This is a genomic window from Plectonema cf. radiosum LEGE 06105, assembly GCF_015207665.1.
Classification (GTDB): domain Bacteria; phylum Cyanobacteriota; class Cyanobacteriia; order Cyanobacteriales; family Nostocaceae; genus Rivularia; species Rivularia radiosa_A.
On the sequence record NZ_JADEWL010000038.1, the window covers coordinates 12,963 to 38,868 of the forward strand.

Genomic DNA, 25,906 nt, shown 5'->3' on the forward strand with positions numbered 1-25,906 from the left:
AAACATTGATTAATTGAATACGTTTATCTACACTTAATCTTCTAACTCTGCCCAAATATCTTCTCTATGAGCATCAGAGGTATAACCTTCAGCAATGCTGCGTAACATTGCGGCAGTTCTGGGATAAGCATCTCCTAGTAAAATTGCATCAAATTGATAGGTATTGGCTAATTGTCTTTCTTGAGTTCCACCTTCACCTATTAATTTTGTCCAAACTCCGCGCTTGTTAAAAACACCAGTTGCTATCCCCCGTTCCATCTTTTTACTCGCAACTTCTTCAATAATTTCTCGGACTGCGATATCCGGCCATATATCGTCTGATGATTGGGACCATCTCACTTTGTAAGACAAATACCTCATTAAACTGTATAACTTTGATTCTATAGCCATACAGAAAAGATATATTTGCCAAAGAGGGACTCTTTCTCGTGATTTCGGTGCATATGCTAAAACATGACCAATTTTTATATCTGCTATTTTACTCCTACCGCTTTCCTGGCTGGCTGCCCTTACCTGTAATACCCAATTTCTTAATTGCTCCAAATCAACAGTCCCATCTTCTTTAAGACCAGGTACTTGATGCCATGATTCAAGCAATTCATATCCTAAATTCGCACGAGTTAAAGTAGCTTGATCAATTTCCATTGCTTCATCTCTATCATCTTCTGGCTTATACACAAAGTTCAAAATATATACAAAAAATAGAGGGTTTCTGGAAAGTTCTTGGTAAAGAAGTTTAGGTTGTCGTTTGGAATTAACCAGTAACGGTAAATACATCCACTCCAAAACAGCAAGTTTGTTATCTTCAATGTTGTCTGCTTTTTCTAGAACATCAAAAATCTCTTCAATGTAATGATTACTAAGATTGATATCAGGTACTGGTTTTTCTGTGTAAGGGTCAACTGAGACGACTTTTTCAAGGATAGCTACCAATAAGTTTGACGGTAAGAATTGAGTTTTATCATCATAATATAAACCGACTAGGTTTAGTGCTGCATAGGGGCGATTAAAATCTAACAACTTAACACTTGCTTTTTCACAGTCATCTTTTTTTACCCAACCTGCGGAAATAGTCTGCCAATATAAATTTTCTAATTCCTCACCGAAGGGAACTAACAAATCCCAAGTGCGTTTGTCAAACGGCAATGCATAGAAAAAATTGATTACTTGTTGTGCAGACCAATGGTTATTTTGTGCGTAAGAAAGGATATTTTCTGCCCAATCCCATCCACAATTTTCAAGACGGCGACGTATAAATCCTATTGCGAAAACATTAAGTGGATTTTTCTCATTTCCGAGAGTTTCTTGAAGTAAGCTTATTTCAACTTCTTCTGTAATCGTTTCTATATTAGCAATTGCTACACCTAACAAACTAGGCTCTTTAACAATCTCTGCCATTTCTAAAAGAACATTTATATCAGCTTGAAAGTAAACTTTCCTCGCTGCTGCTGTTTGAGCCTGCTTAATTTTTCTATCTCTTGCTTTCCAATCGCCATAAATACGCTCTTTATGAATACAATATAAGAAGTTAGGATTGAAGGAGAATAACCAGGAATAACGATATATTATATTTTTGGGTTCAAACTTTTGGTATAGCAAGTAAAATTTGTCAAGGTAATCCGTAGGTAATGCCCACTTAGTATCAGAATATTTTTTGTGTTTGTGAATTATTTCTCTCAGGGTATCACAGATTATTGCTAAGTCTTTTTGTGGGATATTGGTGGTATCTAATGCAAGTAAATGATTAATACTTTTATCTTGTAATTGAGGTGGAAGAGATTCTATTTTCTTAATTACATCACACAATCTTTTACTATCAGTCCCCATATTAGAAAGAACTCGCTGCATAATAGCATCTATATTTTTCCAGTATTCAGCCCCAGTAACTTTTGGTGTAGAGTCTGCATTCCAATCTCGCCAACGAGGTTTATAAATTGGGTGTGAAATACCGCCGCTAATTTCTGGAAGCAAGTTATATATAACTTGCCATGCAATATCTGGTTCACGAGTAATAAGTGTATCAATAACTCGCAAGCGTTGAGCCAAATTAGCTGGTGTTTGAGGATTCCAGCATAGAAAAATTTCACACAAGCTACGAAATGGACGATTGACAATTTTTCCGCCTGGGTCTAGTCTAGAAAGTTTTCCAAGAATCAGCGTAACTTGTGAAAGATATTGCGGTTCCCAAACAAGCACCTCCAAAGCCCAAAGCAAGCCCGTGTGAGGAGCAGCAGCACCAAAAGATTCCTCTTGTAAAAATAATTCCACTAAGATGGGATTATCTCCTGACAGCCCTTCGTCAACAGCTTCCAAAAATGCTTCTGGTGAGGCTTCTGCGAGAGTAGGTAAAAAATATGCTAGTGATGCCCAAATCTGCCAGCCAACATGGGAACTTAACAACTGATGTATAATTCCAGTGACCCTTTGCTGCGCGGATATTATATCTTGAGTTTCCGGAGGTAGCTCCCGTGTTGCTAAAATCGCCAAAGTTTCTACCAGTCCTTCTCTAAGAAAACCTGAGTTCGGCAACTCCTTACCATATATGCTGGCTGCATATCGTTGTTCTAAAGGTAACTCATATCGTGGGTCAAGGGTTCCTAAAACCGAGAGGGTAACGTTTTTAAATTCTTCCAGGTCGTCACGAACAAGAAAGTGTGATAAAAGATGCCATGAATCTTCGCGGGAAATTAACTGCCAAACACTTCCTAGTCGTCGAACAGGAGGGTCAGAACTATTTACCCAGCGTGATATATCTGCTTCAACTTCTTTATAAGATTTGCGAGCTAGTTTGGCGATCGCTTCTCTGTCACCTTCTTGTGTATCATCCCATGCTCCAACCAGTAAAACTGGAATTAGCGATCGCACATTTTCTGGTTTTGCCCAATCGGGAGTATGTAATTCTGGTGCAACTGCAATTAGCCGCCGTAAAACGTTGAGATTTCGTTTAGAATTTTTAATTAAGTTATAAGCTCGTTCTTCTGATATCCCCATACTTATCAAAGCCTGCCTAAATTCTGTTTTATCAGGACGAGAAAGCACTAATCCATCTAAGCCAGGTCTAATTTCTCTACCAATGGGGATAAAAATATGATGCTTTGTTGGTAAAAATTTTGGTTGCTCAAATGCTGGTATTAAGATTAGTGATTCTTGGGTGCTAGCAAAATACCGCCATGAGGACTCATTCTGAACAATAATACACCGAGATAAATATTCTACACTTTGTTCCTGTGGCATTTGATGAATAACCGCCGCAAAAAATGCAATTACTTCTTCACAGGTATCTGCTTGGATAGTAAGCTTTGATGGTTCTGCTTGCAACCAATTGTGTACTTCTTCAACTTCTTTCTCTCTACCCGCAAGGTATAACTGTGTACTCATTACTGGGGAAGTAGAATTTTGCCACTCATCCCAAAAGCTGCCGATATCCTGAGCTTCTTCCGACCACTTACCCATTAACCCAGCTAACCAAGCATGAACAGCAGGAGCCTGTTCTAACCACTGCTCTAAGTCATCAGCATCATAAGCCCGTACATCAGCCCATATTCTCTCTCTTTTCTTTTCCCTCTCCCACTTATCCTTATTACCCCACCGTCGGGGAGTAACGAAAATAAAGGTGGTTTCAGCACAAACCAATCCTAAAGAATTAGTAGCACGCTTCTTATAATCACCATCTGCCTTCCCCTTTATATCTTTGTTAACTCCAAGTTCCCATACTGAATAGCCATTAGGAACAAAACTATTGCCTAATGGTGCGTCTACAATGCCATCCCATCCCCCTACTTGAATACTCTCACCAGATGGAAAACCAACACGTTGGGGTTGCTGGACTGTAGCATGAATTAGTAAGCGTAATAACTGGGGAATTCGTGCGCGAGCATCTAGCCTATTTGCCCATGTAATTAAATCAGTTGCATCAACCCACTTTAATGGAACCATAGTTAATTTTTTAAGTTATAAAAATAAAATTAATTAATTACGACTAAGATAATGAAGAAAACTGAAGGAGTGGGCTATGAATGTAAACCACCCCTTCAATAAACGAAACCTAAGACCTATACTGAGTTGCGTTCAGTCTTCACACTGGACGCAATGCGCGTTATTAGTCCTCCTTACGAACACCTTTAAAAGGTTCTCCGCTTTGCTTCACGTCCATAAACTGTCCGGTTTCAGCATTACGCTTCACCCATTGTTCGGTAGCAGGATTGTAAGCTTGGCTGCGGTTGTCCACAGCACCACGGCGATAGCCCTTGCCTGTATTCTTTGCCATATCTTTATCACCTCCTTCAGATATATGTAAAAATGCTTTGACATTTTCTATTATAATTAAGAAAAATGCTGTCAACAGCTTTGACATATTTTTTTTATACCTTTAGCGATGCTCCTTCGGAGCCGCTACGCTAACGCACTCAATAATCAGCCATGAAAGAGATCATTGCTGCGAACCTGATCCGCTACCGTAAAAGTCTGGGCTTGTCTCAAGAACAACTTGCAGAACAAGCCGGGGTAACTCGCCAGAGTATCAATAACTACGAGAACGCCAAAACTTTACCAGACAGCAAAATCCTCTCTGCTCTGGCAAGTGTTTTGGGCATTACACTCGATGATTTGTTACGCTCACAAGGTGAAGGATTACCCAACTTCCGGTTCCGCGCTCATGTAACATTCGCCAAAAATACCCACCAGTTTGCGGCTCAAGTGCTACGAATGCTGCAAACTTATAAGGCTCTAGAAGAAGCGGTAGGTTATCCGACCTATACCCCAGAAAGCACACCTTGTCACTGCGTCTCAGGTAATGAAAAACGCATTCAAGCAATTGCTGCTCAGTTTCGTCACCGTTTGGGATTGGGAGATGCTCCTATTGCTAACCTGTTTCAATCTGTAGAAGAAATCGGCTTAAAAGTTTTACGCTCCTCCGTTCCCATTAAAGGTTTCTTTGGTCTCAGTGCCTGTAGTGAAGTGAGCGGTGCTTTTGTTTTGGTAAATACCCATAACATCACCATCGAACGTCAATTATTTACCCTTGCCCATGAGATTGGACACCTAATTTTTCACCGAGTAGAGTACCAAGACACTTTAGTTGAGGAAGGAACTTCATATGAAGAAAAAGCACGAGAGCAGGTTGCTAATTACTTTGCAGGTCATCTACTTGTTCCTCAAGCTGAATTTGAGCGGATGTACGCCCTTACCAAGGATATTGTCAAACTAAAACGGCATTTTCGGGTGAGTTACTTAGTCATTTTGCACCGTTTAAATGAAATGGAAATTATCGATTTTGCTAAAGAAAAAGCAAAAATCTGTGCAATCTATAAAAAGCAACATGATGGTGCATCTTTGCAAAATTCAATGGAATTACCACCAGCACTAGCTACGGAGGATTATCCAGAAAATGAACGTTATGAATTTTTAATTTGGCAGTCCTTAAATTTGGGCAAGATTTCAGAAATGAAAGCAGCAGAACTTCTCAACTTAACTGTTGAAAAACTGCGGGTACGTCGTCAAGAAAATAAGGTTTATGAAGTCGTTTAAAGGAAAAGGAACAATTCTTGACGCAACAGCACTCATTGATTTTTGCTGGCTAAACGAGTGGGAGTGGTTAGAACAGCACTATAAGCCGTTGTACATTGCCCAGGAAGTTCTGGACTCAGATCAACTGGAACTTCCCACCCGTGAAGCCGCAAAAACTTACCTAACAGCGCTCAATCTCTCAACAGAAGAAATGTTCGCCAGTTTTCTAGAATTTGGCGCAAAAAAACCTCTCTTGAGTGCCGCAGACCGTTCTACAATTGCCATTGCCCGTCATCAGTTGCTTATTTGCGCCAGTGATGACGGGCTAGTTGTTGAAACTTGTAAAACATACAACATTGCCTATACCAGAACACTGCGATTATTCGGTGAGATGGTAGAAACTAAACACAAAACAGTGATAGAGGTGGAAGCAATGGCTGATAAGTTAATCGAGGAGCGGGGTAAACATATTTCCCCCAAAGTTTTGACAGATTGGAAAACAAGTTTACAAAAATTTTGAAGTAATTGGCATTGTTGAGTAAATAATCTAGCACTTACCTCTCCGCCGTAACAGTTACTCTTTATAAGTATTGAATATCTATATTGTTTCGGTCATCAAAATTGGCTTGTTACCAAAAGAATTAAACATAGCCATTTCATGAATTTCTTTTATGCTGAATCTTTTAATTGCTGACTTAGTAGCTAAAAGACAAATATCGTCATGGGAGTATTTCTTAGTAAGTAGAGTTTCCTTAGATAAAACATGAGAGTTTAATTTATCAAGTTTTTCCCCGTTTATAAAAGGAACTATAACAATTGGAATTTTGGTTTCGGAGTCAAAATTGATGCAATATCCAACCATTAATTTACATTCTTGTAATTTAGTTTTATCTTCACCAATAACAGTAGAAAATATTTCCAGTTTCTCTTCTTCTTGTGTGACTATTTCAATTGATAGTCCTGTGGATTTTGGCTTACCCCAATTTGGGTCTAGCTGTTTTCTACGTTTAGCTTCTCCCATATTTCTCCTTTAAATAATCTGCCGTACTCTTGTTAGTAACGCAGAGCGAGAAGGTGAGCAACACCCCTCATTATTATCGTAACGCTCACCCCGTATTTATTTAAAACCCAATCACAGAAATAGCCTTCTTCCGGTCTTCAGGACTAACTTCCAGATATTTTTGTAAAACCCCCAAATCATTATGCCCGCTAATATCCTGTATGTGACGTAAAGGAACACCAGCATTACACATTTGAGTTAAAGCAGTTCTGCGGAAACTATGGGTAGAAGCACCATCAACACCAATACGCTTGCAAGCAGAACGTAAAATCTTATCAGCCATAAAACGGCTCAAATGCTCGCTGACACCATGCTTACCCGGAAACAAAGCCTTATGAGGAGTTTTGCGGGGAGTATAATCTTCCAAAATAGCAGCTAAAGCAGGCTGAATGTCTACTACACGGGTTTTTAACTTACCTTTAGTGGTAGACTTGCGGAAAGTAATAGTTAAATTTTTGATATCAGTAGTTTTTAACGCCAGGGCTTCAGAAATGCGACAGCCAGAAAACAAACAAATGGCAAACAAAGCTTTATCCCGCGATTTTGTAAACCCGTGCGTAAACAATCTTTGCATTTCTTCGGCAGTTAAAATCTTCCCTTGCCCATTGCCGTTTACCTTCATAACCCCGATATTTTTTTATTAAAGAAGATAATTACACGTTAGATGAGTATCGTGTACAAACTGCCTCAAAGCCTTGTGGAAACGTGCAATAATATCTTACCACCTTCCCCGTATTTAATTTACTTATTTGTAGTCAGGACGACTCTATCGGTCTTTCAGGGATTTTTGATAACCGTTGTTTATAAGGTCAAGTTAGCAACACTTCTCACACTGTTGACATACAGGGCTATTAACGCAGGAGAGCAGTTACATCTATACGCTCGTCTATACATTGTCTACCGTCCAAGATGCATATTGTTTTCGGTTATTAATTTCATATAAATAAACCCTTCTTTTGATTAGCTGCCGGGTGCTGCTGTTACCGTGTGCGGTAGCATCGGTTAAGTGGTAGCCGCTATGCCATCTTAATTCTTCTACCATCTGCACAATGGAGCATTTGCTCCTACCACAAAGCTGTTAGTTTCAGATAGTATATAGATAAAACTAAAATATTTTAGTAAATATGGCTAAAACCTCGATACTGAATTCTTTTATTCAACATTTAGAATCTCTTTCTTTACGGGAATTACTTCTTGTTAAACAAAAAGTTGATGAATTGATTCAAAAGAAAACGTTTTCTCCTTATCGGACTACTATCAATAGTCAACAATACCCAAGTAACTTACAAGGTCAATTCACTGAAACATATTACATAAATACCTATATAGGGTTAGAGTCAGAATTTACCTCGGTGCAACCAGTAACGTCTTTATCGACAACTTTAACCAAAATAAAGAAACATCAAGAATATGACGAAGTTAAAAATGAATCGGAAGTTAAAGATAATTCTTTAGAAAATGCAATTAATCTTGTAGATGAATGGATGACCGATGAATCGGGTTACGATGAAGAGGTATACCCAGAAATTGAAAATGCATTAAAGAAAAATCGAGCATCTTTTTAATTATTTACATGAATCAAGTTATAGTTCCAGATGCTCACCCATTAAGTCAATTAACACATCCTAGAATAAAGCCAGGTGTTCAAAAATGGTTAAAATCCCTAGATAAAGAAACGGTTATCAAAGTAGCAGAAATAACTGATTATGAACTTCGTCGCGAACTATTGAGGACTGGAAAACAGAAAAGTATTGACCGGCTTAATAAATTCAATCAAGAAGTTGGGCTAATTCCACTTAATTCAGCAGTAATGCAAAAAGCTGCTGAGTTATGGGCTTGGACAAGAAATAAAGGAAAGCCAACAGCAAGCAACGATAGTTTAGACGGTGATGTAATTTTAGTATCCCAAGCTATTATTCAATTAAATAATTTTGATAAAATCACTATTGCTACTACAAATATAAAACATATATCACTATTTAAAGAAAAAGGAATCGATGTTTTAGACTGGGAAGAAACTCTTAAATCTTTTAATTAAAACTGAATCAGGTTTTTATTGTATCGGGCTAAAACTAGGCGAAAAAATACCCCAATGTGCGTAGCGGCTGGGGCAATCGCAATGGGGTTAAAGGAACTGCTTGGAGCAGTAAGATGATATTGATTTATATTTTTGGTTTTCAATTTATAGTAGAGTATTGAAAAATTTGGTTGGCGGTCAGTTTTAATTCTGGGAATGTTTTTAATTTAATTACTTCATCATCTCTATATAAAGTACTTTTATACTCACCATTTTCTAATTGACAAACGGCTTTTTGTTGGGCGTTTTGGATTACCAATAAATTGCCTACCTCCCTTACCCAAAAAATCAACAATTAAATATTCTGGTATGCCTATAGTTTCGTAATCGTCAAGTTTCAAAGCATAATCGTCATGCCAATTAGTGCTTACAACTTCTACCACTAATGGTATTGATTCGCTGCTCGAAACTGTAGATACTTGGTCAAACAAGGGTTCATTTTTTAAATTACGATTATCCAATACCAGCACGTCGGGGTAGTAAGCCGAGTCTTTATCTTCTGGTTTAACTAATACTTTTGACGGAATAAGGTAAGGTAAATTTAAACGGTCAAACTCCACAATTATTTTTCTAGCTAAAAATCCTACAATATTTTGATGTTTACCAATTGGTCGCGCTACTTCAACAATTATCCCATCATGTAATTCATATTGTTTGTTCTCAGGTACCCAGTTGGCGAATTCAGAGAATGTTACAGTATTGTTTGTTGTTTGAGTCATATCTTCTATGAAGGAAGAATAAATAAACTGTGTTATGGCATTTGTTAATTGGTTAAATTCTTTTTCTTAATTCTTCTATCAATCGCTCATTATCATCTTTCCCAACTACAACACCAGGTTTTTTTCTAACTATTGCGAGATAGTATTGAAAAGCTTCTTCGTCCTGGGGATGGGATTTTACATATTCTCGCAATTCCGCTTCATTTAATTCTTTATAATCGCTCATCTTATAATCGTTTCTCTGTTGGCTATTTTTGCTTGAGTCATTGCTTTTCATTGTGGCTCAAACCACTTTTTTAACCGTATATCCTTTACTACATTTTTGAACTAGTAGCCATCTTTTAGAAGTCTTGCTTAATGCTGGCATTACCCGGAAATTGAATACGTCTTCCCATGTTTCTACGCTGTAAATAGAACAAAATTCTAGCTCAAGCTTTTTAAATTCCGAATAATCTTCATTGTCAATTGCGGTTAAGAATGAAACAACTTTACTTGTTGGTATTTGAGTTGCTAGTTCAGACAAGTTTGGTTGATTAGCAGTCATGTTTTTAATTTAATTCAATAGGAGAGTGCATTCTATTTGATATTCATTCACTAGCTAATTCTTGTTTTACTTGTTCCCAAGAAATAGAGCCATTTCTTTTGATATCTTCCCGACCTTCTTGTACGGCTTTAATGTCTTCTAAATCTTCTTTTTTGCGGATATCTAAAAGTTATATGACATCTTCTAAGGTGTCATCATAAGCTTCTTCTAGCCGCTCGTGAATTGCTTTAAGTAATACTTGTCTTCTAGTTGTAGATTCCATTTTTCGTTGTCTGGAGGAGAATGTTTAATTTTTATAACTCCTTTTTGTACAATTGATATCAATTATGATTATGATATTAGTCAAATCCCCTGCTCAAATTGTTCCCAAGCATCTACTTGGTTTGGAATAGTTACACATTCAGATAAAAATGCAATATTCAACTCTGGTATAAGCTCAGAAGATTGGATTTCTTCATAACCAAAGTTAAGTGCGAATTGTTTTAAATCGCGCAGGTAATAAAGGCTAAATTTATTTTTCTTCCAAAACCAAACTTCTGTTACTCCCAACCTGCTATAAGTTTCTAATTTTTTGATGCTACCGCTGGTAATAGTTACTTCTATAGCTAAATCCGGGATTTCTTTTTCATCATCATCAAAACAGTAGCATTCGTCCGGTTCTACCCCAGCTTGCTTCAACCGATTTCTAACAGTCGTGCTACCCATTGAAAAGTGGTTTATTTTTTTCTTACAAAAATAAAATTCTAAAAGGAACCCGATTCGAGATTTAACATTTTCATGTTTTTTGGAAGGTGACACGATTTCTAATACTTCATCTAAATAAGTAACTCGGTAATGTGAATTGTCTTCTAGTTTGGCGAGTATCAATTCATAACTGTCCCAAGAAACGTCACTGATAGTCAACCGTATGGATGAGCTATCGCCGAAAGTTTCCTTGCTGTCTTCTATTAACTCTTTGAAACTAACCATATTTTTCTCCTACGTTCTTGTTCGGGCTGCTGCATTAGAAACACCCCACTTCCGGAGAGCGCATTGGTTCGTGCTTCCGGCATCGGTTTTAAACCGCTTCCATCTCAACAACTTCACCCCCGCACCATTGAATCAGTAGCCAACGGTCAGAATCTTTATCTAAAGCTGGCTTGATGCGAAAGTTAAACTCGTATTGCCACGCTTCTATACCATATTGGGCAACAAATTCTTTTTCTAATTTACAAAACTTGTCCCAATTTCGCTCCCCAATCGCAACGAAAAATGGGGCAATCGCTTTTATTGGTTTCGCTTCTACACTAAGCATTTGGGTCATCCGAAAAAATACAAATAATAGGTAAATATGAAGGAAGTGAGAGGCAATTGACGTACTCGCGAGATGCCGCCACACCAATTAAGCAACATCCGCCGATTCTATAAATTCAAGCAATGGAGGGAAGATTTTAGCCCTATCACTAGAAACGATAACTAAGCTCACGGTCGAGTGTGAATTGCGAATGTAATTGTTAAGAACTGCAAAAGCTTTAGTAGTCAAATAATGTGCATTTTTTAAAACTACTACTGGTTTTGCGGTTTTATTTTCTGCAAGGAGTTGTTGTACTTGAGATATTAAATTTTCAATATCTTCCGCTTTGTATGCCGTATGGGCATCAAAATCAATTACTGAATCACATACGCAATACATTATTTTTCGTCCTCTTCTTTATTCTCTATTTTCTCAAAAGTTCCATCCGCTCGCCTTCGCCATCCGTCAACAATCAAGTCATCTTCTGGGTCGCGTGGCTTAGATGGGTCACGCCAATCACGAATAGAATCATCTTCTGGTTTCTTATCTTTTTTGTTTGGCGGGTTGTTCTCGTTCATCTTCCTCCGGGTCAAAGTCGGGGGCAACTTCTGCAAGCCACTTTTCAATCAGTTCATTGATAATTTTGTCCATATCCTTCCCTGCTTTGAGCGCTTCAATCTTAAAGCGCAGGTGAATATTCTTTGGTACGCGAGCGCGTACATAAACAACATCTTTAGCTCTAGGCATTACTTAATATATAGCTTTATAGCTCTAATATACATAATGTATACGTGTTACTTATGGTGGAGCTATGGAGCTATAAGTAATTATGGTCATGGAGCTATAAATATTATGGAGCTATAGAGCTATATTAGAAATGTAACGGACACAGAGGAACGCTCTTTGGATGGATGAGGACGGAAGCGCAACGCCGCTTTTGTCGTCTTCCCACCCCTCTCAATAAATCTGAAAGCCAAGTATAATCAATGTTTAAGCAATCTAACAATTTAAGCCAGCCTTATGACTTGAAGCGGCTCGTTGACGCAGTGAATAACAAAAAGGCAAGGCGACAGCGCCCCTTTTCAGGAACAAGCGTGAAAGTAGAACGGAAAGGGCAGAGCCAATCTTCCTGCTGATTAGCATCAGCCCGAAACGGCTGTTACTAGTCATGAAGGAGAAATTATGGATACACTTTGCGCTGATATCGGTAACTTTAGCGTTTTAACTGCTGTTGTGGGGAATAAACCCGCAAGCATTAATAAAATGCGTTCTTTGATTGTAGACGTTACCCACAAAGGTGATGTCCGCGATGGTTTAACAGCGGACGATAGCCCCTTGGTGGAAGTTAAAGGCAAGTTCTTTAAACTAGGTCGCCAAGCTGGGAGACAGCCAAACTGTTTGAGTGCGGCGGAAGCGGGTAAAAATCAAGCGGAAATATTTTTACCAATGTTGCTTGCAAATACACCTGACGGTTTTGAGGGTTCGGTTTCAATGCTTGTCCCCGCATTTTCCAAGTCGGCAGAGACTTGGATTAGAACAGCTATTTTGGGTACTCATGAGTACAGTGTTAATAAACGCACGCGAATTGCATCTTTTACGGATATTGAATTTCACCGCGAATCTGACACAGCTTTACATTATGCATACATAAGAGGTATTGTTCCTCAAACTGAGGGAACATTGTTAATTGATATTGGCGGTGGAACGGTTAATGCGGTAATCGCAACGTTTGAGGATGGGGAATTGGATATACTTTGGCGCGATTCTTTTGATAATCGCGGAGGTATTGCTCTAGCTAAAGGAATTCTTGACACCGACTATGTAAAGGCACAAAAGACAATGAAAACTGCCGATATTATGGACGCGATTGCGAACGGGAAACGTTACATCGGAAATCGTCCAGACCGCAGTTTTGAGCCTGTTTTTGATGACTGTGTTAAGGCTTGGTTTAAGGCAATCCGCGTAACTGTCATGTCTGCTGCTGATGCCTATTTGGATGATGTTAACAACATTGTTTGGATGGGTGGCAGTGTTGAATTACTACGCCCTCAACTGGAAGGTAAAGACGGGCAATTAGTATTCCCATCACCTCAAGAAGCAAACATTAATGCTTTGATTCATCTCTGCGGTGGCGATGTGGAGGTAGTTGCAGCATGAGTAGCCCCCGAATCACTTTGAAGGGTGCGACTCAAGAGGCTTGCAACAGAATTCTGAATCAAACACCGATTGAGACTTACACCGAACTTTTTAAACTCCTGTTAATGCGATATGAACGGGAGTTTATAGAAGCCACTAACGGTTATCTTCGGCAATCTCCGGTTACATCACATCCAGATGGGGTTGCACTACAACTAAACAAGGTTATAGATAAGCCACTGATAAAACCAGACCAACTACATCCAGATAAGGTTGTGGCGCAACCAAGTATGGGTGCAGAGGAACAAGTTAAACCACAGTCGGACAGAAGGGTACAGGTTGACCCACAACGCTCCCTATCTGCAAAACAAATGTTGATGGATTTTGACGATTAAAAATGACACAGAAACGAATAGTACTTAACCCAAAACATACCGACAAAGCACAAAAAATACTTGCACAAACTGGCATTGATAACTGTAGTCAGTTATTTAGCATCTTGCTTGTAAATTTTGGCGATGACTTAATCAAAAGACTTAAAGGGGATTGTCAATAATGGATTTGCTTACCCTCCCGATTGCACAATGGCACTTACGTTTAAATGGCTTTGCAATCAAGAAGATTTTCAAAAACTAGTTCTTGATAGCCTGCGTACTAGCCGATGTGTCTTTAGTTGATGCATGGCACTTTATTGAGGCAGCTATAAAGTTACGCTCAGAAAATTAACAAGCACTCCCCAGACCGCGAATCCGGGAAGTGCTGGGATGCATCTGCCGCAAACAAATACAACACGAAGGATTATACAGCAATGTCAAAACCACTTGGATACTACTCTCTAGATGTCAATAATAATGCCTTGTTGAGAGACATGACTGAGAGTTGGGGAGAGGGTCTAGACCATATTTCGGAAGCGGACACATTATGGTTAATTGCCCGTATCGCTCATGAGGCTTGGCAGCAAGAACCAACCAACTCAGCGCCATCATCAGAAGCGGAAGAGGTTGTCGATAGGCTGCATGAGTTGAGCTATCACGAAAAGCAATGGTTGCTGCAAGCTCTCACTCAGTAAGGATGCTCTTTGACATTGTGTCCCCAAACATCCTGCATTAAAACAACCTATTTTTTAACTATGAAAGAAAAATACGAACAGTTTCGCGAATCCCTTCTAGACCTTGGGATTAAGCCATCTAACCTTATGTTTGGCGGATTGTTGGTAATTGGTGCTATAGCATCAATTCCCTCTATCCAAAAGCATCAAGCCAGAACAGATTTAATCCGTGCTGATATCAAGGCAAGGGAAGCAAAAGCTGAAGCCCTAAACCGTCAATTTGAATACGAACAACGTCAGGAAGAAGTAGCCAATAAAAGGTATAAATCATGTCTTCCTGTTGTGGGTAAAGAATACCGTAATAGAACCCATTATTTTACAGGTTTGAAGGAAGGAGATAAGCCCAAGGATAGGATTTCAGGGAAATATTTACCCTCCGGTACTGTAGTCTGCGACGCGCATGGGGTCACTGGGGTAATTAACCAAGATGGAGCAGTAAGCTATACCGCTTACACTGGCAATCGCGATTTGGTTCAATCTCGGTTATCTAGGTTCAGAGGTTCGCAATATTCACAGCCAGTAAACATTATTGAGGACAAGTAATTATGGGATTAGGTGGAAATAAATCAAGCAGCAGCAAGTCTGACAACACTAGAACCTACAACTACAACGGTACTCAAAAACCGCCGTTCATGTTGCAAATATTAATTTGGGTGATAACGGGAATAATTATTAGTATTATCCTCGCCAACATCAAGCCTTATGAAATTATTGCAGCGCGGTATTTTAGAGGAATTACATATTCAGACCTAACTAATTTCTTATCAAGCTTGTGGGTAATTGGTGGAATTTTTAGCTTATTCATGCGCTTCATTAATTTTGGATTCGGTACATTGTTATGGGCTGGGATTCAAATACTAGAATTAATTCCTTCTGAACTACTAGGACATGAGAAATTTCTAGATAAAAACATACAGAAAGCGGGTAGAAATCAGTATGCATCGTCTAATAATGACTCATGGGAAGTTAAGTTAGCTAAGAAATTAAGAAATAGTTGCAGCACTGAAGTGTTACGCTTTCTCATCATCTTAGGCGTGTGTGTATACGTTGTAGATTTCTTCCTATGTTTGACTGTCTTTCCCCCAGTTAAAGGCGGTGGAGATGTTTGGAAACTGTTAGATATTGTCCAGTATCAGCAGTTCTCAAAAATTGATTGGGAAAACATTATTAGAGCAGTAACAACTGTTGGCGCGGTGCAATTCTTGCTCAAACTACGCAAGATTATTGTGCAAATAATTCGCGATTTAAGAGATTAAGAAATACATAAAGCGGGCAAGCTTAAAAACCAATAGGGGGTGTAATTCCCCAACTCGCTATGTCCAATATTGTTATCAATTAATTGTCATGACTAATTTTGACCCGCAGGGCGATTTTAAGGATATTGAGCATTGGGAGCTAATCGCAGAACGCAAAGCATCTAATACAGGCATGGCTGCTTCTATTATTGGAGGTGTGTTAGCTGGTGGTGCAGGTATTGCGTTTGGTGTTGAATTGTTGGGTGGAATAGCGGCTGTTTGGTGCATAAAATCAGCCTGGGATGCATCCAAAAACATTGGTAAAAGATTGCGATTGGTGCGGGACTGTGGTTGTAATGCATTCTTGTTAGATGAAGACCAATTTAGGACTTACGTTAAGCAGTTTGGAGAAGAAACTGTAATTGAGGAATTGAGCTTTGCTAAAGAAACTGGAGTAGAATTATCACCCTTTGCTGAAAGCTGGTTTAGGACTTGCAATAAACAACTCAAAGGTTACTCCGAACAAATGGCATTGACTCAATCCGTCGCTTTGGGAGTGCAACAGCCAGTATTAAGCGTTCCAAATAAGATTGCGTCTGTCCCCGAACCATTTGTGCAAACTCAAGTAGATGTTTGGAGCAGTACGGATGATAAAGAAATTGACATTGTGGGTGAGATGACAGACCGCATTAGCAATATTTTTATTGTTGGTCTGGGCGGTTCTGGTAAGGGGATGTTACTGGCTAATGCTTTAAGAGAAGTCAAACGGAAGCATCCAGATAAGAAAATCTTTCTTGTTAATGGAAAAGTAGACCCCAAAGAAAGCGGATATTTTGAAGGAATTGTGGACGTTGAGAAACCGCTGCACTGCGAAAGTGCTAAACCTCAAACAGTTGCAGCGTGGTTTGAAGCTGCGATGTTCGATTATGATGCGTTCGCGGTTGAAAATAACGGAGCGCTGCTTGTCATTGATGAAGGAACGATTATTGGCGCAAGATTAAAAACAGCCAAATGTACCACTTTAACTGATAAGTTAATCGGCATTACTTCCTGTGGTGGTAGCAGTGGTAAAAATGTTTGGTTTGTCGCTCAAACTCCTTTTGTTGGTGCCAATGGCAGCGATACATCAGGTATTAGTCAGCTAACACCAATTGTGTTAGTTACCAGCAACAATTTATCAGTAGTAGATAGCTGGAAGAGAGCGTCATTATTTAAGAAGTTTGACACGGAAGAAATTGCAGAATTAGTTGACCAAAGCGAATGTAATAGAGCCGTTTACTTTGGTAAAACCGCTCAATGGTACTCCTTACCAAAGCTTACTAACTATTCTGCTTTTAACAGAGACAAGGGCGAGTATATTGGTGATGTAAAATTTGCTGATATTCAGAATCAAGATACAGTTATTCAATCCACTATTGCAGCAATTGAGTTATCAGAAAATGCTCAAAAAGTTCTTGATTGGTTAGAAAATAAGGAAGCCGGTCAATGGTTCTACTATCGCAGTTCTTTATATAACAAACGCGACAATGCTTTTGCAATGATGCTTAGTAGATTAGGGTTACTAAATAACGAATCCGCGCTTGAAGATGTCTTTTTAGAATTACTTGAAGCGGAAAATATAGATATCTCAGATGACGGACTAGGAATCAAGCTGTTGTAACTTAACCTGTAACTGTAACTGTAACAGACGGCTGTAACTCCTGTAAATGCGTTCTGTTACAGCTTTTTTTTGATATATGGTTTTGTTACGTTACGCCGTTACAAGGTGAGATAATGTTAGTTATTTTAAATACAAAGAGCGATTAAATATTATAAATTCATTAATTATGATATATCTGCGTTAAAAATATTCGGTAGGTTTTAGCGTGTATATTTATGTTGATTAAATAGGATAAATTATGAGTGATAATCCAATTGGAAAAAATTACACGTACAACATAGACTGTCAAATAACAAATGATTTTTTAGATGGTATACAATTGGGCATTAAATAAACACATATACGAAATAGTTTCTACTATTGGGAAAAACATTTACGTGGTACAGTTTTACTAGTAAAGCTCAAAATATGGATAGAATGAATAAACTATACAATTCTGCGAATCTTAATGGAGAAGAAATACAGTATAAACAATACTTTGAAAAATTAGTAAATGAATTTGGCATTGATTGTGAAATTTATATTAGGAAAGAAGATTTTGATAGGATGTTGGCTGTGGGCGTAGTTAATCGTTCCCCGCAACGACAAGTAGCTGTAACAATTTACTTAAAATACGCTAATTTACCAATTTCCAACCCTCTTAAACCAAGTGTAATTGAGAGAGTAAAAAATCATTTTAGATCATCAAGTCTAGAAGATTTAGTACTTAATATTCCTGTTCGTAAAAGCACTGAGCTAGCTTAATCCAGAGCAATCCCATAACAAAAAGCCACTCCCTAAAACATTTAAGCGTTCTACCGTCCTTGATACCCCGTCCCAATGCGAACGGGGTATTTGAATGTGCTTAATCCCCCCTTTCCAAAGAACGCGCTATGAGATAAGCCTCTTCTGCTGTGTACTGAGTACCTATGCCGCCCACAACATTCACTATGTACGAATGCTTGCTCTTATGACTAATCCTATCTAGGTCAATAGAAGATTCGGTATGCCCAAATACCTGATAGTTTTTTCGAGTTTCTTCAACCATCCATACGGTAATCTTCCGAAATTCATAGTTAGCAAAAACTTCAGCCGCGTGTCTAGCTTTTTCCAAGTCGGTCATCACCTGCTCCTCCAATCCCTTCTGCCATTAATTTACCATTTCACTTAATACATGGGTACTAGCAATCAGCTATTTTGTGGTGTAACAATTCTTTACAAGCTGCTCCAACGCACCCTCGTCGGATTCATTCCCATAAGTACAGTCCAATACCTCAAGTTGTAACTTAAACTCGATAATTGGAAAAATATTTAAAAAAATTAGTTTTTTGTACATCCAACTCACTAATTATCAGTTACTATTGTAAAAATTATGTTTTTTGGGGTAGTAAATCGTGGTCAAACTCGATATACCCATACTTGAGCAAATTTCTGCGGGTCTAATTCAGGTGCAAGCAAAAAAGGGGAAACTTTATCCTTACCCTCATAACTTGCAGATGGGTTACGACAGCGTAGTTTTAGCATTTTTAGTGGGCGGGAAACCAGGGGATGCGCCAGCTAGCGTCCCAGAGTTTTGCAAGCTTTGCGAGCAGCCCTTTGAAGAATGGGGAGTGGAAATTGATGACGAGATAGACGGATACGACACTCTGCTTTTTTTGGGGGAACCTACCGAACTGGCGATTGAATTAGCAGAAGCTTTTGGTGGAAGCGTCCTCTCGCAAGAACAATCTCGAATTGCAACAAAATTATTTCAACACTGTCAGTCACATCCACAAGGAATACAAATTTACACCAAGTTCCGAAAATTTATTATTGAGCATCCTGTTTTATCCAACCAGGAGTTCGTGGAAGCGAAAGGGTCTTTTGGACTCGGTATTGGGCTATCAGATTTATTAGATGAGTGCTACGAACCCGTACCAAGTTGCTACCAGTTAAAAGGAAACTTTTATGGCTGCCCGTACTGTCAAGCATTAGCATCAATAAATCCGCAAGAACAAGTAATTGCCAACCCTAACTGTAATCGCTGTCCACCCGGACGCAGACTCAAGCGAAAAGTAAAACTACCTCCGGACTGTCTAAAACTTAAGCGTGGCATCGAACGCTTTTGGTTTTACCCCGGACGTGCGGAAATTCGACTGTACCAGAAGTTAACAGACTTGGGACTGGAAGTAGAACTTTATCCAGAATGCGATCGCTACGACTTAAGAATTAAATTTGAGTCGGGTGAGGTATGGGCGCTTGATTTGAAGGATTACTCTAATCCCTATCTGTTAGTAAGGAATTTAGGTGATGAACCAATACCCAACGAACCCGAATGGGATGTTGGATATATCGTTATCCCTACGGAACGAAAGAAAGAACGTCCTGCTTATCTTAAAGAACTTAAATCGCGATGGCGGTGGGAGAATGTTAAACCCGTCTTTGACGATGCCATTTTTGCATTAGCTAAGAAAAAAGTGGGTAAGCACGTCGTTCAACCGCAAGCGAGTAGCGATACAAGCCCCACAAAAAGTAAACAAATTTTGGCTGGTGTTCGTGGTGATACAAGTTCAACCAAAAGTAAGCCTCTGGATTCAAAAAGCGCAAAGAATGATAAAAGTCCCGCTAAAAACAAAGGGAGAAAGACATGAGAGAAACAAGGTCTTGGCGCTACAAAGCGACAAAATCCCTGACGTTACAAACAAATTTACATAAAGACCAAATTGAAGCGTTAGTCGATTTGGAGTTATGTTTGTTTGCTATTGAAAAGTTGGGTATTCAATCTGAAATTGATACAGCAATTTCTGTGTGGTTTCTAATTTCTAATCGGTTTTATTTGTTTCCACGATTAACTTCATTAGTAGAGACAGCAGAAGCAAAGAGAACGCTATTTAATCTCAGGCAGTTGGTTCCGTATTTATCAAACGAAGATGTTACAGAACAATTGCTAAAGATATACAGTCAAATTCCCTCGAAGTACCGAGCCTACGATGTTGATGATAAAACTTATCGGTTCGCCCGAAAATCCATGCCTTCTATCTGGGGCAACCGTTTTGAGCGTTTTGAGGAATTGCTTAGTAACAAATTGAAGTATCGCCAGCGTACTGTTAAATATGCAGAACCCGGTAAAGAATATCGCTTTCGGTCTGGAGAAAACACTTACAGCGTCAGAATTCCAGAGGATTTACCCATATACCAAGGCAGGGTTATATCAGTACATCGTGAGAATAACAAAGCAATCTCTGTTACACGAAAAGAAATGGAGTCGGCAGCAAATCTTCTAGATGAACGCTGCGGTCAAAACTATAAGAGGCGTTTATCAGATATCATCCTTGAGCATTTTCAAGGAATGGGATTTGTTGAAATCGACACAATAGTGTTCGACGGAGTAAAAAACTTGGTTGGACTGCTAAATGCAGGTAAATCGACGCTAATTGAAATTCTGACTGTAGCGGCAGCACAAAAAGGACACCGAGTTGGTATTGTCTTTAACGAAGTTGTGACGTGCCTAAGAATGGCAAGTTTACTCAAAAAAGTTGGTTTACGGGTATCGGTAGTAATTGGTCAAAGGAGTCGAAAAACTCATCTTGAGAACTGGCATAGTGTAGATGGTGGAATGGATGGCTTCACGCACTTATCTACAGCTTGTCCTTTAAGCCAATACTTTCAGCCCTCAAATCCTTCTTCCCCTCCCTGCTTCGATTTAAGAGAAGTAAAAGACTTGGAAGAAAGTGATGATAACACCAACAACAACGGTAATAATAAAAACAAGAGCAATGGAAATGGTGCAAGAGTTTGTCCGCTGATTGGGCAGTGTCCGAGACACCGAGATGCTAACGAGCTTGCGTCAGTTGATGTCATTTTAACTACAGTAGCTGCTGCTATATTCACTCGTCCTCTACCGCACGTAAGTCCACAGTCAATTACTTACTATGAATTGATGTACCGGACTTGCAGTATCGTGTTTTTCGACGAGTGCGACAAGGTGCAATCGAACCTTGATTCAACATTTTTACCCGCTATCAAGCTAATTGAGAGGGGAAGTAATGGGTTTCTAGACCAGGTAGTAACATGGACGCGAACAACTAAACTACGTAATTCTAGAAACGACCTGCGACAGCTTGCTTTTGGGCAATTTAATCATGCTCTGCAAAATGCCGATACCCTTGTTGATAATATTTGCACGCAATTGCAACTATCACCTGATGAAAGCAAATGGTTGGCTTCAGAATTCTTTACCTGTTCGTCCCTTGCGAGAGAATTTGTATTAGAAATTGCTGCTTCTGAAGGTATAGATACTGACTCATCTACTTTTATTCTTGATAAAAACCCTGTATATAAGGAATTAGCTGATTTCCTGCTAGGCGATTGGAAAAACTCCTGGCTTGCTGAGTATGCAATGAGACTTCAGAGCGAAAACTACCAAGAACAGCAGGAAACAATTACAAAGATACAAGAAGAACTCACTAAAAAAGGCTGGCTGAAGGCAATTAGGGATAAGTGGGGATTTTGTAGCAAGTTTGCATTGTTCCTAAAACTAGTCCTTTTCGTGTCATTTTTTCAACAGTCAATAAAAACTGCATACGGACTGGAGCAGCAAGTTGACGGAGCCGACGAAATTGTTTTCTTCAATCGCATTCCACGAGACTTTTACGGACTGATACCGGGACTAGCCTCTGGTTTAGTTTGTGGGTTCAAGTTGGAACAACAAGAAAATCAATTGACACTTTGGTACTTCCAAGCACTAGGACAAGGACGCTGGCTCTTGGAGAACTTTTCCAATTGTTTTGCTGACGAAGGTACGCAAGGAGCGCACGCTTTGCTACTAAGCGGTACAAGTTGGGCGGGGTTAAGTCCTACATATCATGTCGAACGCCAAGTTGATTACTTGCTACGTCCAAAGGTTAAAAAGTCTATAGAAGCGATTTCTGAAAGTATTTTTCACTTTTCTCCTTGTTTTTATCCTGACGGTAAACCCGTGCGTGTTTCTGGATCAACAAATAAGGAAGAAGGGTTATTGCAAATAGTGCGTTCGCTACTTAGTCAAACTGATATCTTGCAACGTGATTTTGACTCGCTACCTGAAGGAAGAAAGCGTTTAATTTGGTATGTCAATAGTTATGAGCAGGTTAATTTTATTTATGATGCCATCCAGAGTATTGATACTGGCTCGTATTGGAAAGAGCGGGTAGCAGCTTTGACTTCGCGTTCGCCACTGGAGGAAATTGACGAATCTTTGATTTCTCGCAGTAACGTTGAAAACTTTGGTGATACTAATCGAGCGATTTTGATTGTACCAACAGCAGCGATTGGGCGAGGTAAGAACATTTTAAATAAACAAGGATTAAGTGCATTTGGTGGAGCTTATTTCCTAATTCGTCCACATCCCGCACCTGATGACCTCGAATACAAATTTCGACTGGCATTGTGGAGAGAAAGAAAGGCGATCGCAGGACCTAGGGAGGGAAACTTTATTGAAGCTTGTCAAGACTGGCGTAGCAAAGGCTATGGCATCTTTCTCAAAAGTCTTGACACCCGAATACAGTATTCCTACAAGGGGCTAAACAAAGAAGTACGCGAAGGACTCATTTGGAATTTGATGGTGCTTACCTGGCAGGCTATTGCTCGAACAATTCGTGGCAACCAACCTACCTTAGTCCGTTTTATCGATGCAGCATGGGCACCCAACCTTGCCCAGAAGAAAGCTGAAACTGAACAAGATTCCTTACTTAAAGGATTTAAGTATGTTTTGCAACCCTACTTTGGCAAAACTAGAACAGGCTATGACCAAATCGACCTCGCGCTAGTGCGGTCGCTTTACGAACCTTTTTACCGTGCATTGGAGAAAATTGATGGCATCTAAATCTAATTTGATACAATTATAAGTTTTGCAATTTCCAATGCAAATATCACTATCGTTTGACTTATACTCACTAGTCGTTCCACAAGATTGGAAGAAATTATTTGACAAATTACAGCAACGGAAAAATGGTAGAAGCTACATTTCACTACCAGTAGAAAGTCTTAATCATGCACTTCAACTTTTGTTAGATGATGAAATTTTATTTCCTTCAAAAAATGCATTCAAGCTGAAATCAAACACCAAGTGGTTGTATACCAAAACTGATAAAGTTTCTACTGACTACATTGCAACCGTTGTCAAAACATGGTTAAGAATTTCTCTTCAAAATACTAAGTCTTTGACAGAAGCTGATATTGCAGAAATTAATTCTCTATCTGGTGACGATTTACACTTTGAGAAAGTACAACTTCCAGAAAAAGTTTGGACTATTGAGGATGATAAGTTAGAAATTAACTCGTTATACTACAATCTCATCCCATATCTCTTAGCTAGTGCAATAGCATCTGAACCCCTCAAACTCATTGACCCCACAACTGGCGAGGTATTCAAAGAAGTAGTGTTTCGCTCTTGCTGTGTTGATAATGGTGATGTTGCAGAACTTATTAGCTGGTCGCCTGAGTCAGAAACTAAAGAAGTGACAGATAAAGATACTAAAAAAAAGAAAAAGACACGGCACTATTACTCCTACCGTATAAATTTTGCACTTCATTATGCGGCAGATGGAAAACCATACATAAGTTGTAATTATGGCATACGGCGTTGGGTAAGTTGGGAGTTAGGCTATTTATCTTCGCGGGTGACAGTTTATGTCAATCCAACAAATTCTACGAGATTTGCACCCTGCCAATTGAAATTCGTGAAAAAGAAAAAGGATGCTCATGATAAGAAAAATGATGACAAGAAAAAAAATATTGAATTTGAAGGGCATCTTGCACGTTTAATCAGCGAACTTAACTTCCGAGATAAGTTTACAGCTTTGGAAGTAATCAATAATCCCTGCAAACAAGATGAACTTGCTTGGGGGGTGGTTTACAACAACAATATGTCTCATTCGCACAATGCTGGTATTGGATTATTTCCTCAAGACATTGAAATATTTCATAACTGTTGCAGAGAGAAAATACAAAAAGTTTTTGGTGATGTATTTCCCACTATAGAAACTTACATTCGTTGCGATAACAAGCAAGCAGTCAAAAAAACTAGCTCTGGATATAAAGCAGTAGGAAAGTTTATTAAATCACATTTTGCTATTGAAAGTGAAGAGATTCCATTCTATATTCCGCAGGATTTGAGACTCATTTTATTATCACAAACTACGGCTTCCAATAAATTAATTTACTTACTCGCATCCAAATACGGTATTAACGATGTTGTTGTGTATGAACTAGGAGCTAATGGAGCAGAATTAACAGGAAAAAATTGGGATTCAGAAATAAAAGAGAGAATCAAAAAAATCCTAAACACCTTGAAGACTAATTACGCATCATCCAATAAACAAACAATAACTTTAATCGAAATATTACCCAAAGACAACTTTTGGAGAGATGCTAGCCAAGACCCAAAACCTTGTTTTCGTCCTGCACTAGCGATGCTTGGCAGTGTCACCGACCATTTTGTGGCTGAAGATGATGAAGAAGACCGTCAAGATGCTTTAAGTGAAGAAGAACTCAACAACGCAATTAATGAAAGAGAAGAAACAATAGAAGCGAATAAACAACAAGGAAAGTTTGCAAAAATCTCTCTTAAAAGTAATTTAGCCTATCGTATGGAATCATCGCTTAAAAGTTTACTATCGATGGCTGGCGCACACACAATTACTAATATAGAGGCAGAAAATTTTCCCTCTGATGTTGCTAGTATAGGCGTTTATCTCATTCCTTACTATACAGATGACAGCACTTATCTTCCTGTTGCAGTGAAGAAAGATAAAACAGGTATTACTGCCAAAGCTTATGGTTGTAATAATTGGCTTGATTTTCATACATTTCAAGTAAAAATGGCATCAGGCTTGAAAGAAATTACTCCCATTAAGTTAAATCCGAGCAAAATTCAGGATTGGGTATTTAATAATTTATTCCAAGAATGTCAACAACCTACACTTTTTTATTTTGATACAACTAATCTTCGTAATCGCGGTTTAGTTTTTCTTCAGAAACAGTTTTGGAGAAAGCATTATCTTGCTTTTAGATCTGATAAAAATGAACCTATTTCTTATATACCCACATCAAATTATCCACATATTAGGGTAGCCAGTATCATTGCACCTAATAATGAACATGAAGTGCCTATTTATCGCGTTTGTGATGAAGATGGCGAATTGAAAGGGCATACTGCGGGGGTATTTTACCCTTCATCTCTTGATTCTGAGTGTGGAAACTATTATTTGAGTAACCAGCGTCCTGAAACCCGTAGTGGAGGTATTTTAAATGAGAGCAAATTAGTTTACTTAGCCAAAACTAAAGGAGCAAATAAAGGGCAACTGAAAAAACCAAATCCTCGCGCTCAAGGGTACAATCCCCGTGGCGTTATTCTAAACCTGATACTTCAAGAAGGAGACTGCTTTAGCGATTGGGCAACGTTAGTTCAATGTCAGCGACTTTACGGTATGATTGAGTATCTTGACGCTACAATTTTCGCCGAAGGACTCCACCGTGCTGCGAAACTTAATAAGTATCGACCAATCCAAGCTATTCGCGAGCCGTAATAAGCTAACTTTTCACGGGATGTAGAAAAGGGGAAATGCGAAGGGTGGTTTCAAGTAAGCATTT

The 25,906-nt window shown here is 38.9% G+C and carries 28 protein-coding genes; 15 read left to right on the forward strand and 13 right to left on the reverse strand.

Features of this window, described 5'->3' with window-relative positions:
- Positions 1-33 precede the first annotated feature (33 nt).
- Both IQ247_RS13405 and IQ247_RS13410 read right to left on the reverse strand, forming a co-directional pair.
- Positions 34-3,936: a hypothetical protein gene (locus IQ247_RS13405; protein ID WP_193920730.1), complete on the reverse strand. Its 3,903-nt coding sequence runs from the start codon at positions 3,934-3,936 to the stop codon at positions 34-36.
- A gap of 163 nt (positions 3,937-4,099) precedes the next feature.
- On the reverse strand, positions 4,100-4,354 hold the full coding sequence (locus IQ247_RS13410) for a hypothetical protein (protein WP_193920798.1): 255 nt from the start codon (positions 4,352-4,354) through the stop codon (positions 4,100-4,102).
- A 65-nt stretch (positions 4,355-4,419) separates the two neighbouring features.
- Between IQ247_RS13410 and IQ247_RS13415 the strand changes: the two genes are divergently transcribed.
- Positions 4,420-5,526 carry an XRE family transcriptional regulator gene (locus IQ247_RS13415; RefSeq protein ID WP_193920732.1) on the forward strand — a complete coding sequence of 369 codons (1,107 nt, stop codon included), beginning with the start codon at positions 4,420-4,422 and terminating at the stop codon, positions 5,524-5,526.
- A complete protein-coding gene (locus tag IQ247_RS13420) occupies positions 5,513-6,025 on the forward strand; it encodes a PIN domain-containing protein (RefSeq protein ID WP_193920734.1) in 513 nt (170 codons plus the stop codon). The genes IQ247_RS13415 and IQ247_RS13420 overlap by 14 nt, the downstream gene beginning before the upstream one ends.
- Before the next feature lie 78 nt (positions 6,026-6,103).
- Here IQ247_RS13420 and IQ247_RS13425 read toward each other — a convergent pair whose 3' ends face one another.
- Together IQ247_RS13425 and IQ247_RS13430 are read right to left on the reverse strand one after the other, a co-directional pair.
- The gene (locus tag IQ247_RS13425) at positions 6,104-6,526 is read right to left on the reverse strand and encodes a hypothetical protein (RefSeq protein WP_193920736.1); all 423 of its coding nucleotides are present in this window, start codon (positions 6,524-6,526) and stop codon (positions 6,104-6,106) included.
- 100 nt (positions 6,527-6,626) lie between these two features.
- A complete protein-coding gene (locus tag IQ247_RS13430) occupies positions 6,627-7,187 on the reverse strand; it encodes a tyrosine-type recombinase/integrase (protein ID WP_193920738.1) in 561 nt (186 codons plus the stop codon).
- A 502-nt stretch (positions 7,188-7,689) separates the two neighbouring features.
- Between IQ247_RS13430 and IQ247_RS13435 the strand changes: the two genes are divergently transcribed.
- Both IQ247_RS13435 and IQ247_RS13440 read left to right on the forward strand, forming a co-directional pair.
- The gene (locus IQ247_RS13435; RefSeq protein WP_193920740.1) at positions 7,690-8,130 is read left to right on the forward strand and encodes a hypothetical protein; all 441 of its coding nucleotides are present in this window, start codon (positions 7,690-7,692) and stop codon (positions 8,128-8,130) included.
- A gap of 8 nt (positions 8,131-8,138) precedes the next feature.
- On the forward strand, positions 8,139-8,603 hold the full coding sequence (locus tag IQ247_RS13440; RefSeq protein WP_193920742.1) for a type II toxin-antitoxin system VapC family toxin: 465 nt from the start codon (positions 8,139-8,141) through the stop codon (positions 8,601-8,603).
- A 245-nt stretch (positions 8,604-8,848) separates the two neighbouring features.
- On the opposite strand, the gene IQ247_RS13445 is transcribed toward IQ247_RS13440, so the two are convergent.
- From IQ247_RS13445 to IQ247_RS13485, 8 genes are all read right to left on the reverse strand, one after another.
- The gene (locus IQ247_RS13445) at positions 8,849-9,361 is read right to left on the reverse strand and encodes a Uma2 family endonuclease (RefSeq protein ID WP_322745501.1); all 513 of its coding nucleotides are present in this window, start codon (positions 9,359-9,361) and stop codon (positions 8,849-8,851) included.
- A gap of 52 nt (positions 9,362-9,413) precedes the next feature.
- Complete coding sequence (locus tag IQ247_RS13450) at positions 9,414-9,587, reverse strand: DUF6887 family protein (RefSeq protein ID WP_193920744.1); 174 nt, start codon at positions 9,585-9,587, stop codon at positions 9,414-9,416.
- A 57-nt stretch (positions 9,588-9,644) separates the two neighbouring features.
- The gene (locus IQ247_RS13455) at positions 9,645-9,905 is read right to left on the reverse strand and encodes a hypothetical protein (RefSeq protein WP_228059721.1); all 261 of its coding nucleotides are present in this window, start codon (positions 9,903-9,905) and stop codon (positions 9,645-9,647) included.
- Positions 9,906-10,247: 342 nt separating this feature from the next.
- A complete protein-coding gene (locus tag IQ247_RS13465; RefSeq protein WP_193920746.1) occupies positions 10,248-10,874 on the reverse strand; it encodes a Uma2 family endonuclease in 627 nt (208 codons plus the stop codon).
- A gap of 88 nt (positions 10,875-10,962) precedes the next feature.
- A complete protein-coding gene (locus tag IQ247_RS13470) occupies positions 10,963-11,208 on the reverse strand; it encodes a hypothetical protein (RefSeq protein WP_193920748.1) in 246 nt (81 codons plus the stop codon).
- 78 nt (positions 11,209-11,286) lie between these two features.
- Positions 11,287-11,577 carry a hypothetical protein gene (locus tag IQ247_RS13475; RefSeq protein WP_228059722.1) on the reverse strand — a complete coding sequence of 97 codons (291 nt, stop codon included), beginning with the start codon at positions 11,575-11,577 and terminating at the stop codon, positions 11,287-11,289.
- Entirely contained in the window at positions 11,577-11,756 is a 180-nt protein-coding gene (locus IQ247_RS13480) for a hypothetical protein (protein ID WP_193920749.1), read from the reverse strand. The genes IQ247_RS13475 and IQ247_RS13480 overlap by 1 nt, the downstream gene beginning before the upstream one ends.
- Entirely contained in the window at positions 11,722-11,925 is a 204-nt protein-coding gene (locus IQ247_RS13485) for a plasmid partition protein ParG (protein ID WP_193920751.1), read from the reverse strand. Before IQ247_RS13485 ends, IQ247_RS13480 begins: the two co-directional genes overlap by 35 nt.
- A gap of 435 nt (positions 11,926-12,360) precedes the next feature.
- Here IQ247_RS13485 and IQ247_RS13490 point away from each other — a divergent pair, with 435 nt between their 5' ends.
- The 8 genes from IQ247_RS13490 to IQ247_RS13525 all read left to right on the forward strand — a co-directional run bounded on the left by IQ247_RS13490 (position 12,361) and on the right by IQ247_RS13525 (position 18,061).
- Complete coding sequence (locus IQ247_RS13490) at positions 12,361-13,335, forward strand: ParM/StbA family protein (protein WP_193920753.1); 975 nt, start codon at positions 12,361-12,363, stop codon at positions 13,333-13,335.
- Positions 13,332-13,709, forward strand: coding sequence for a hypothetical protein (locus IQ247_RS13495; protein ID WP_193920755.1), 378 nt, complete (start codon positions 13,332-13,334; stop codon positions 13,707-13,709). Before IQ247_RS13490 ends, IQ247_RS13495 begins: the two co-directional genes overlap by 4 nt.
- 2 nt (positions 13,710-13,711) lie before the next feature.
- Complete coding sequence (locus IQ247_RS13500; RefSeq protein ID WP_193920757.1) at positions 13,712-13,870, forward strand: hypothetical protein; 159 nt, start codon at positions 13,712-13,714, stop codon at positions 13,868-13,870.
- Between the two features lie 252 nt (positions 13,871-14,122).
- Entirely contained in the window at positions 14,123-14,383 is a 261-nt protein-coding gene (locus IQ247_RS13505) for a hypothetical protein (RefSeq protein ID WP_193920759.1), read from the forward strand.
- Positions 14,384-14,443: 60 nt separating this feature from the next.
- Positions 14,444-14,965, forward strand: a complete 522-nt coding sequence (locus IQ247_RS13510; protein ID WP_193920761.1) for a hypothetical protein — start codon at positions 14,444-14,446, stop codon at positions 14,963-14,965.
- Between the two features lie 2 nt (positions 14,966-14,967).
- A complete protein-coding gene (locus IQ247_RS13515; RefSeq protein ID WP_193920763.1) occupies positions 14,968-15,678 on the forward strand; it encodes a hypothetical protein in 711 nt (236 codons plus the stop codon).
- An 88-nt stretch (positions 15,679-15,766) separates the two neighbouring features.
- The gene (locus IQ247_RS13520; protein ID WP_193920766.1) at positions 15,767-17,317 is read left to right on the forward strand and encodes a hypothetical protein; all 1,551 of its coding nucleotides are present in this window, start codon (positions 15,767-15,769) and stop codon (positions 17,315-17,317) included.
- A gap of 408 nt (positions 17,318-17,725) precedes the next feature.
- Positions 17,726-18,061: a hypothetical protein gene (locus tag IQ247_RS13525; RefSeq protein WP_193920768.1), complete on the forward strand. Its 336-nt coding sequence runs from the start codon at positions 17,726-17,728 to the stop codon at positions 18,059-18,061.
- A gap of 100 nt (positions 18,062-18,161) precedes the next feature.
- Here the strand turns inward: IQ247_RS13525 and IQ247_RS13530 are convergent, their stop codons facing one another.
- Positions 18,162-18,419: a hypothetical protein gene (locus tag IQ247_RS13530; RefSeq protein WP_193920770.1), complete on the reverse strand. Its 258-nt coding sequence runs from the start codon at positions 18,417-18,419 to the stop codon at positions 18,162-18,164.
- 271 nt (positions 18,420-18,690) lie between these two features.
- Here IQ247_RS13530 and IQ247_RS33140 point away from each other — a divergent pair, with 271 nt between their 5' ends.
- Genes IQ247_RS33140 through IQ247_RS13545 form a run of 3 tightly spaced genes read left to right on the forward strand, consistent with a single transcriptional unit; the run spans position 18,691 to position 25,842 of the window.
- Positions 18,691-19,926 (forward strand): restriction endonuclease-related protein, encoded by a 1,236-nt coding sequence (locus IQ247_RS33140; RefSeq protein ID WP_193920772.1) that lies wholly within the window; start codon positions 18,691-18,693, stop codon positions 19,924-19,926.
- Complete coding sequence (locus tag IQ247_RS13540) at positions 19,923-23,138, forward strand: pPIWI_RE_Z domain-containing protein (protein WP_193920774.1); 3,216 nt, start codon at positions 19,923-19,925, stop codon at positions 23,136-23,138. Before IQ247_RS33140 ends, IQ247_RS13540 begins: the two co-directional genes overlap by 4 nt.
- Before the next feature lie 37 nt (positions 23,139-23,175).
- Entirely contained in the window at positions 23,176-25,842 is a 2,667-nt protein-coding gene (locus tag IQ247_RS13545) for a pPIWI_RE module domain-containing protein (RefSeq protein WP_193920776.1), read from the forward strand.
- Positions 25,843-25,906 lie beyond the last annotated feature (64 nt).

Coding starts and splice junctions, on each gene's coding strand:
- IQ247_RS13525 (WP_193920768.1), top strand. CDS start 17,726: ATGGATAGAATGAATAAACTATACAATTCTGCGAATCTTAATGGAGAA.
- IQ247_RS13450 (WP_193920744.1), bottom strand. CDS start 9,587: ATGAGCGATTATAAAGAATTAAATGAAGCGGAATTGCGAGAATATGTA.
- IQ247_RS13445 (WP_322745501.1), bottom strand. CDS start 9,361: ATGACTCAAACAACAAACAATACTGTAACATTCTCTGAATTCGCCAAC.
- IQ247_RS13495 (WP_193920755.1), top strand. CDS start 13,332: ATGAGTAGCCCCCGAATCACTTTGAAGGGTGCGACTCAAGAGGCTTGC.
- IQ247_RS13405 (WP_193920730.1), bottom strand. CDS start 3,936: ATGGTTCCATTAAAGTGGGTTGATGCAACTGATTTAATTACATGGGCA.
- IQ247_RS13465 (WP_193920746.1), bottom strand. CDS start 10,874: ATGGTTAGTTTCAAAGAGTTAATAGAAGACAGCAAGGAAACTTTCGGC.
- IQ247_RS13415 (WP_193920732.1), top strand. CDS start 4,420: ATGAAAGAGATCATTGCTGCGAACCTGATCCGCTACCGTAAAAGTCTG.
- IQ247_RS13485 (WP_193920751.1), bottom strand. CDS start 11,925: ATGCCTAGAGCTAAAGATGTTGTTTATGTACGCGCTCGCGTACCAAAG.
- IQ247_RS13510 (WP_193920761.1), top strand. CDS start 14,444: ATGAAAGAAAAATACGAACAGTTTCGCGAATCCCTTCTAGACCTTGGG.
- IQ247_RS13410 (WP_193920798.1), bottom strand. CDS start 4,354: ATGTCAAAGCTGTTGACAGCATTTTTCTTAATTATAATAGAAAATGTC.
- IQ247_RS13430 (WP_193920738.1), bottom strand. CDS start 7,187: ATGAAGGTAAACGGCAATGGGCAAGGGAAGATTTTAACTGCCGAAGAA.
- IQ247_RS13420 (WP_193920734.1), top strand. CDS start 5,513: ATGAAGTCGTTTAAAGGAAAAGGAACAATTCTTGACGCAACAGCACTC.
- IQ247_RS13540 (WP_193920774.1), top strand. CDS start 19,923: ATGAGAGAAACAAGGTCTTGGCGCTACAAAGCGACAAAATCCCTGACG.
- IQ247_RS13500 (WP_193920757.1), top strand. CDS start 13,712: ATGACACAGAAACGAATAGTACTTAACCCAAAACATACCGACAAAGCA.
- IQ247_RS13530 (WP_193920770.1), bottom strand. CDS start 18,419: ATGACCGACTTGGAAAAAGCTAGACACGCGGCTGAAGTTTTTGCTAAC.
- IQ247_RS13505 (WP_193920759.1), top strand. CDS start 14,123: ATGTCAAAACCACTTGGATACTACTCTCTAGATGTCAATAATAATGCC.
- IQ247_RS13435 (WP_193920740.1), top strand. CDS start 7,690: ATGGCTAAAACCTCGATACTGAATTCTTTTATTCAACATTTAGAATCT.
- IQ247_RS13470 (WP_193920748.1), bottom strand. CDS start 11,208: ATGACCCAAATGCTTAGTGTAGAAGCGAAACCAATAAAAGCGATTGCC.
- IQ247_RS13425 (WP_193920736.1), bottom strand. CDS start 6,526: ATGGGAGAAGCTAAACGTAGAAAACAGCTAGACCCAAATTGGGGTAAG.
- IQ247_RS13455 (WP_228059721.1), bottom strand. CDS start 9,905: ATGACTGCTAATCAACCAAACTTGTCTGAACTAGCAACTCAAATACCA.
- IQ247_RS13520 (WP_193920766.1), top strand. CDS start 15,767: ATGACTAATTTTGACCCGCAGGGCGATTTTAAGGATATTGAGCATTGG.
- IQ247_RS13480 (WP_193920749.1), bottom strand. CDS start 11,756: ATGAACGAGAACAACCCGCCAAACAAAAAAGATAAGAAACCAGAAGAT.
- IQ247_RS13515 (WP_193920763.1), top strand. CDS start 14,968: ATGGGATTAGGTGGAAATAAATCAAGCAGCAGCAAGTCTGACAACACT.
- IQ247_RS13490 (WP_193920753.1), top strand. CDS start 12,361: ATGGATACACTTTGCGCTGATATCGGTAACTTTAGCGTTTTAACTGCT.
- IQ247_RS13475 (WP_228059722.1), bottom strand. CDS start 11,577: ATGTATTGCGTATGTGATTCAGTAATTGATTTTGATGCCCATACGGCA.
- IQ247_RS13545 (WP_193920776.1), top strand. CDS start 23,176: ATGCAAATATCACTATCGTTTGACTTATACTCACTAGTCGTTCCACAA.
- IQ247_RS13440 (WP_193920742.1), top strand. CDS start 8,139: ATGAATCAAGTTATAGTTCCAGATGCTCACCCATTAAGTCAATTAACA.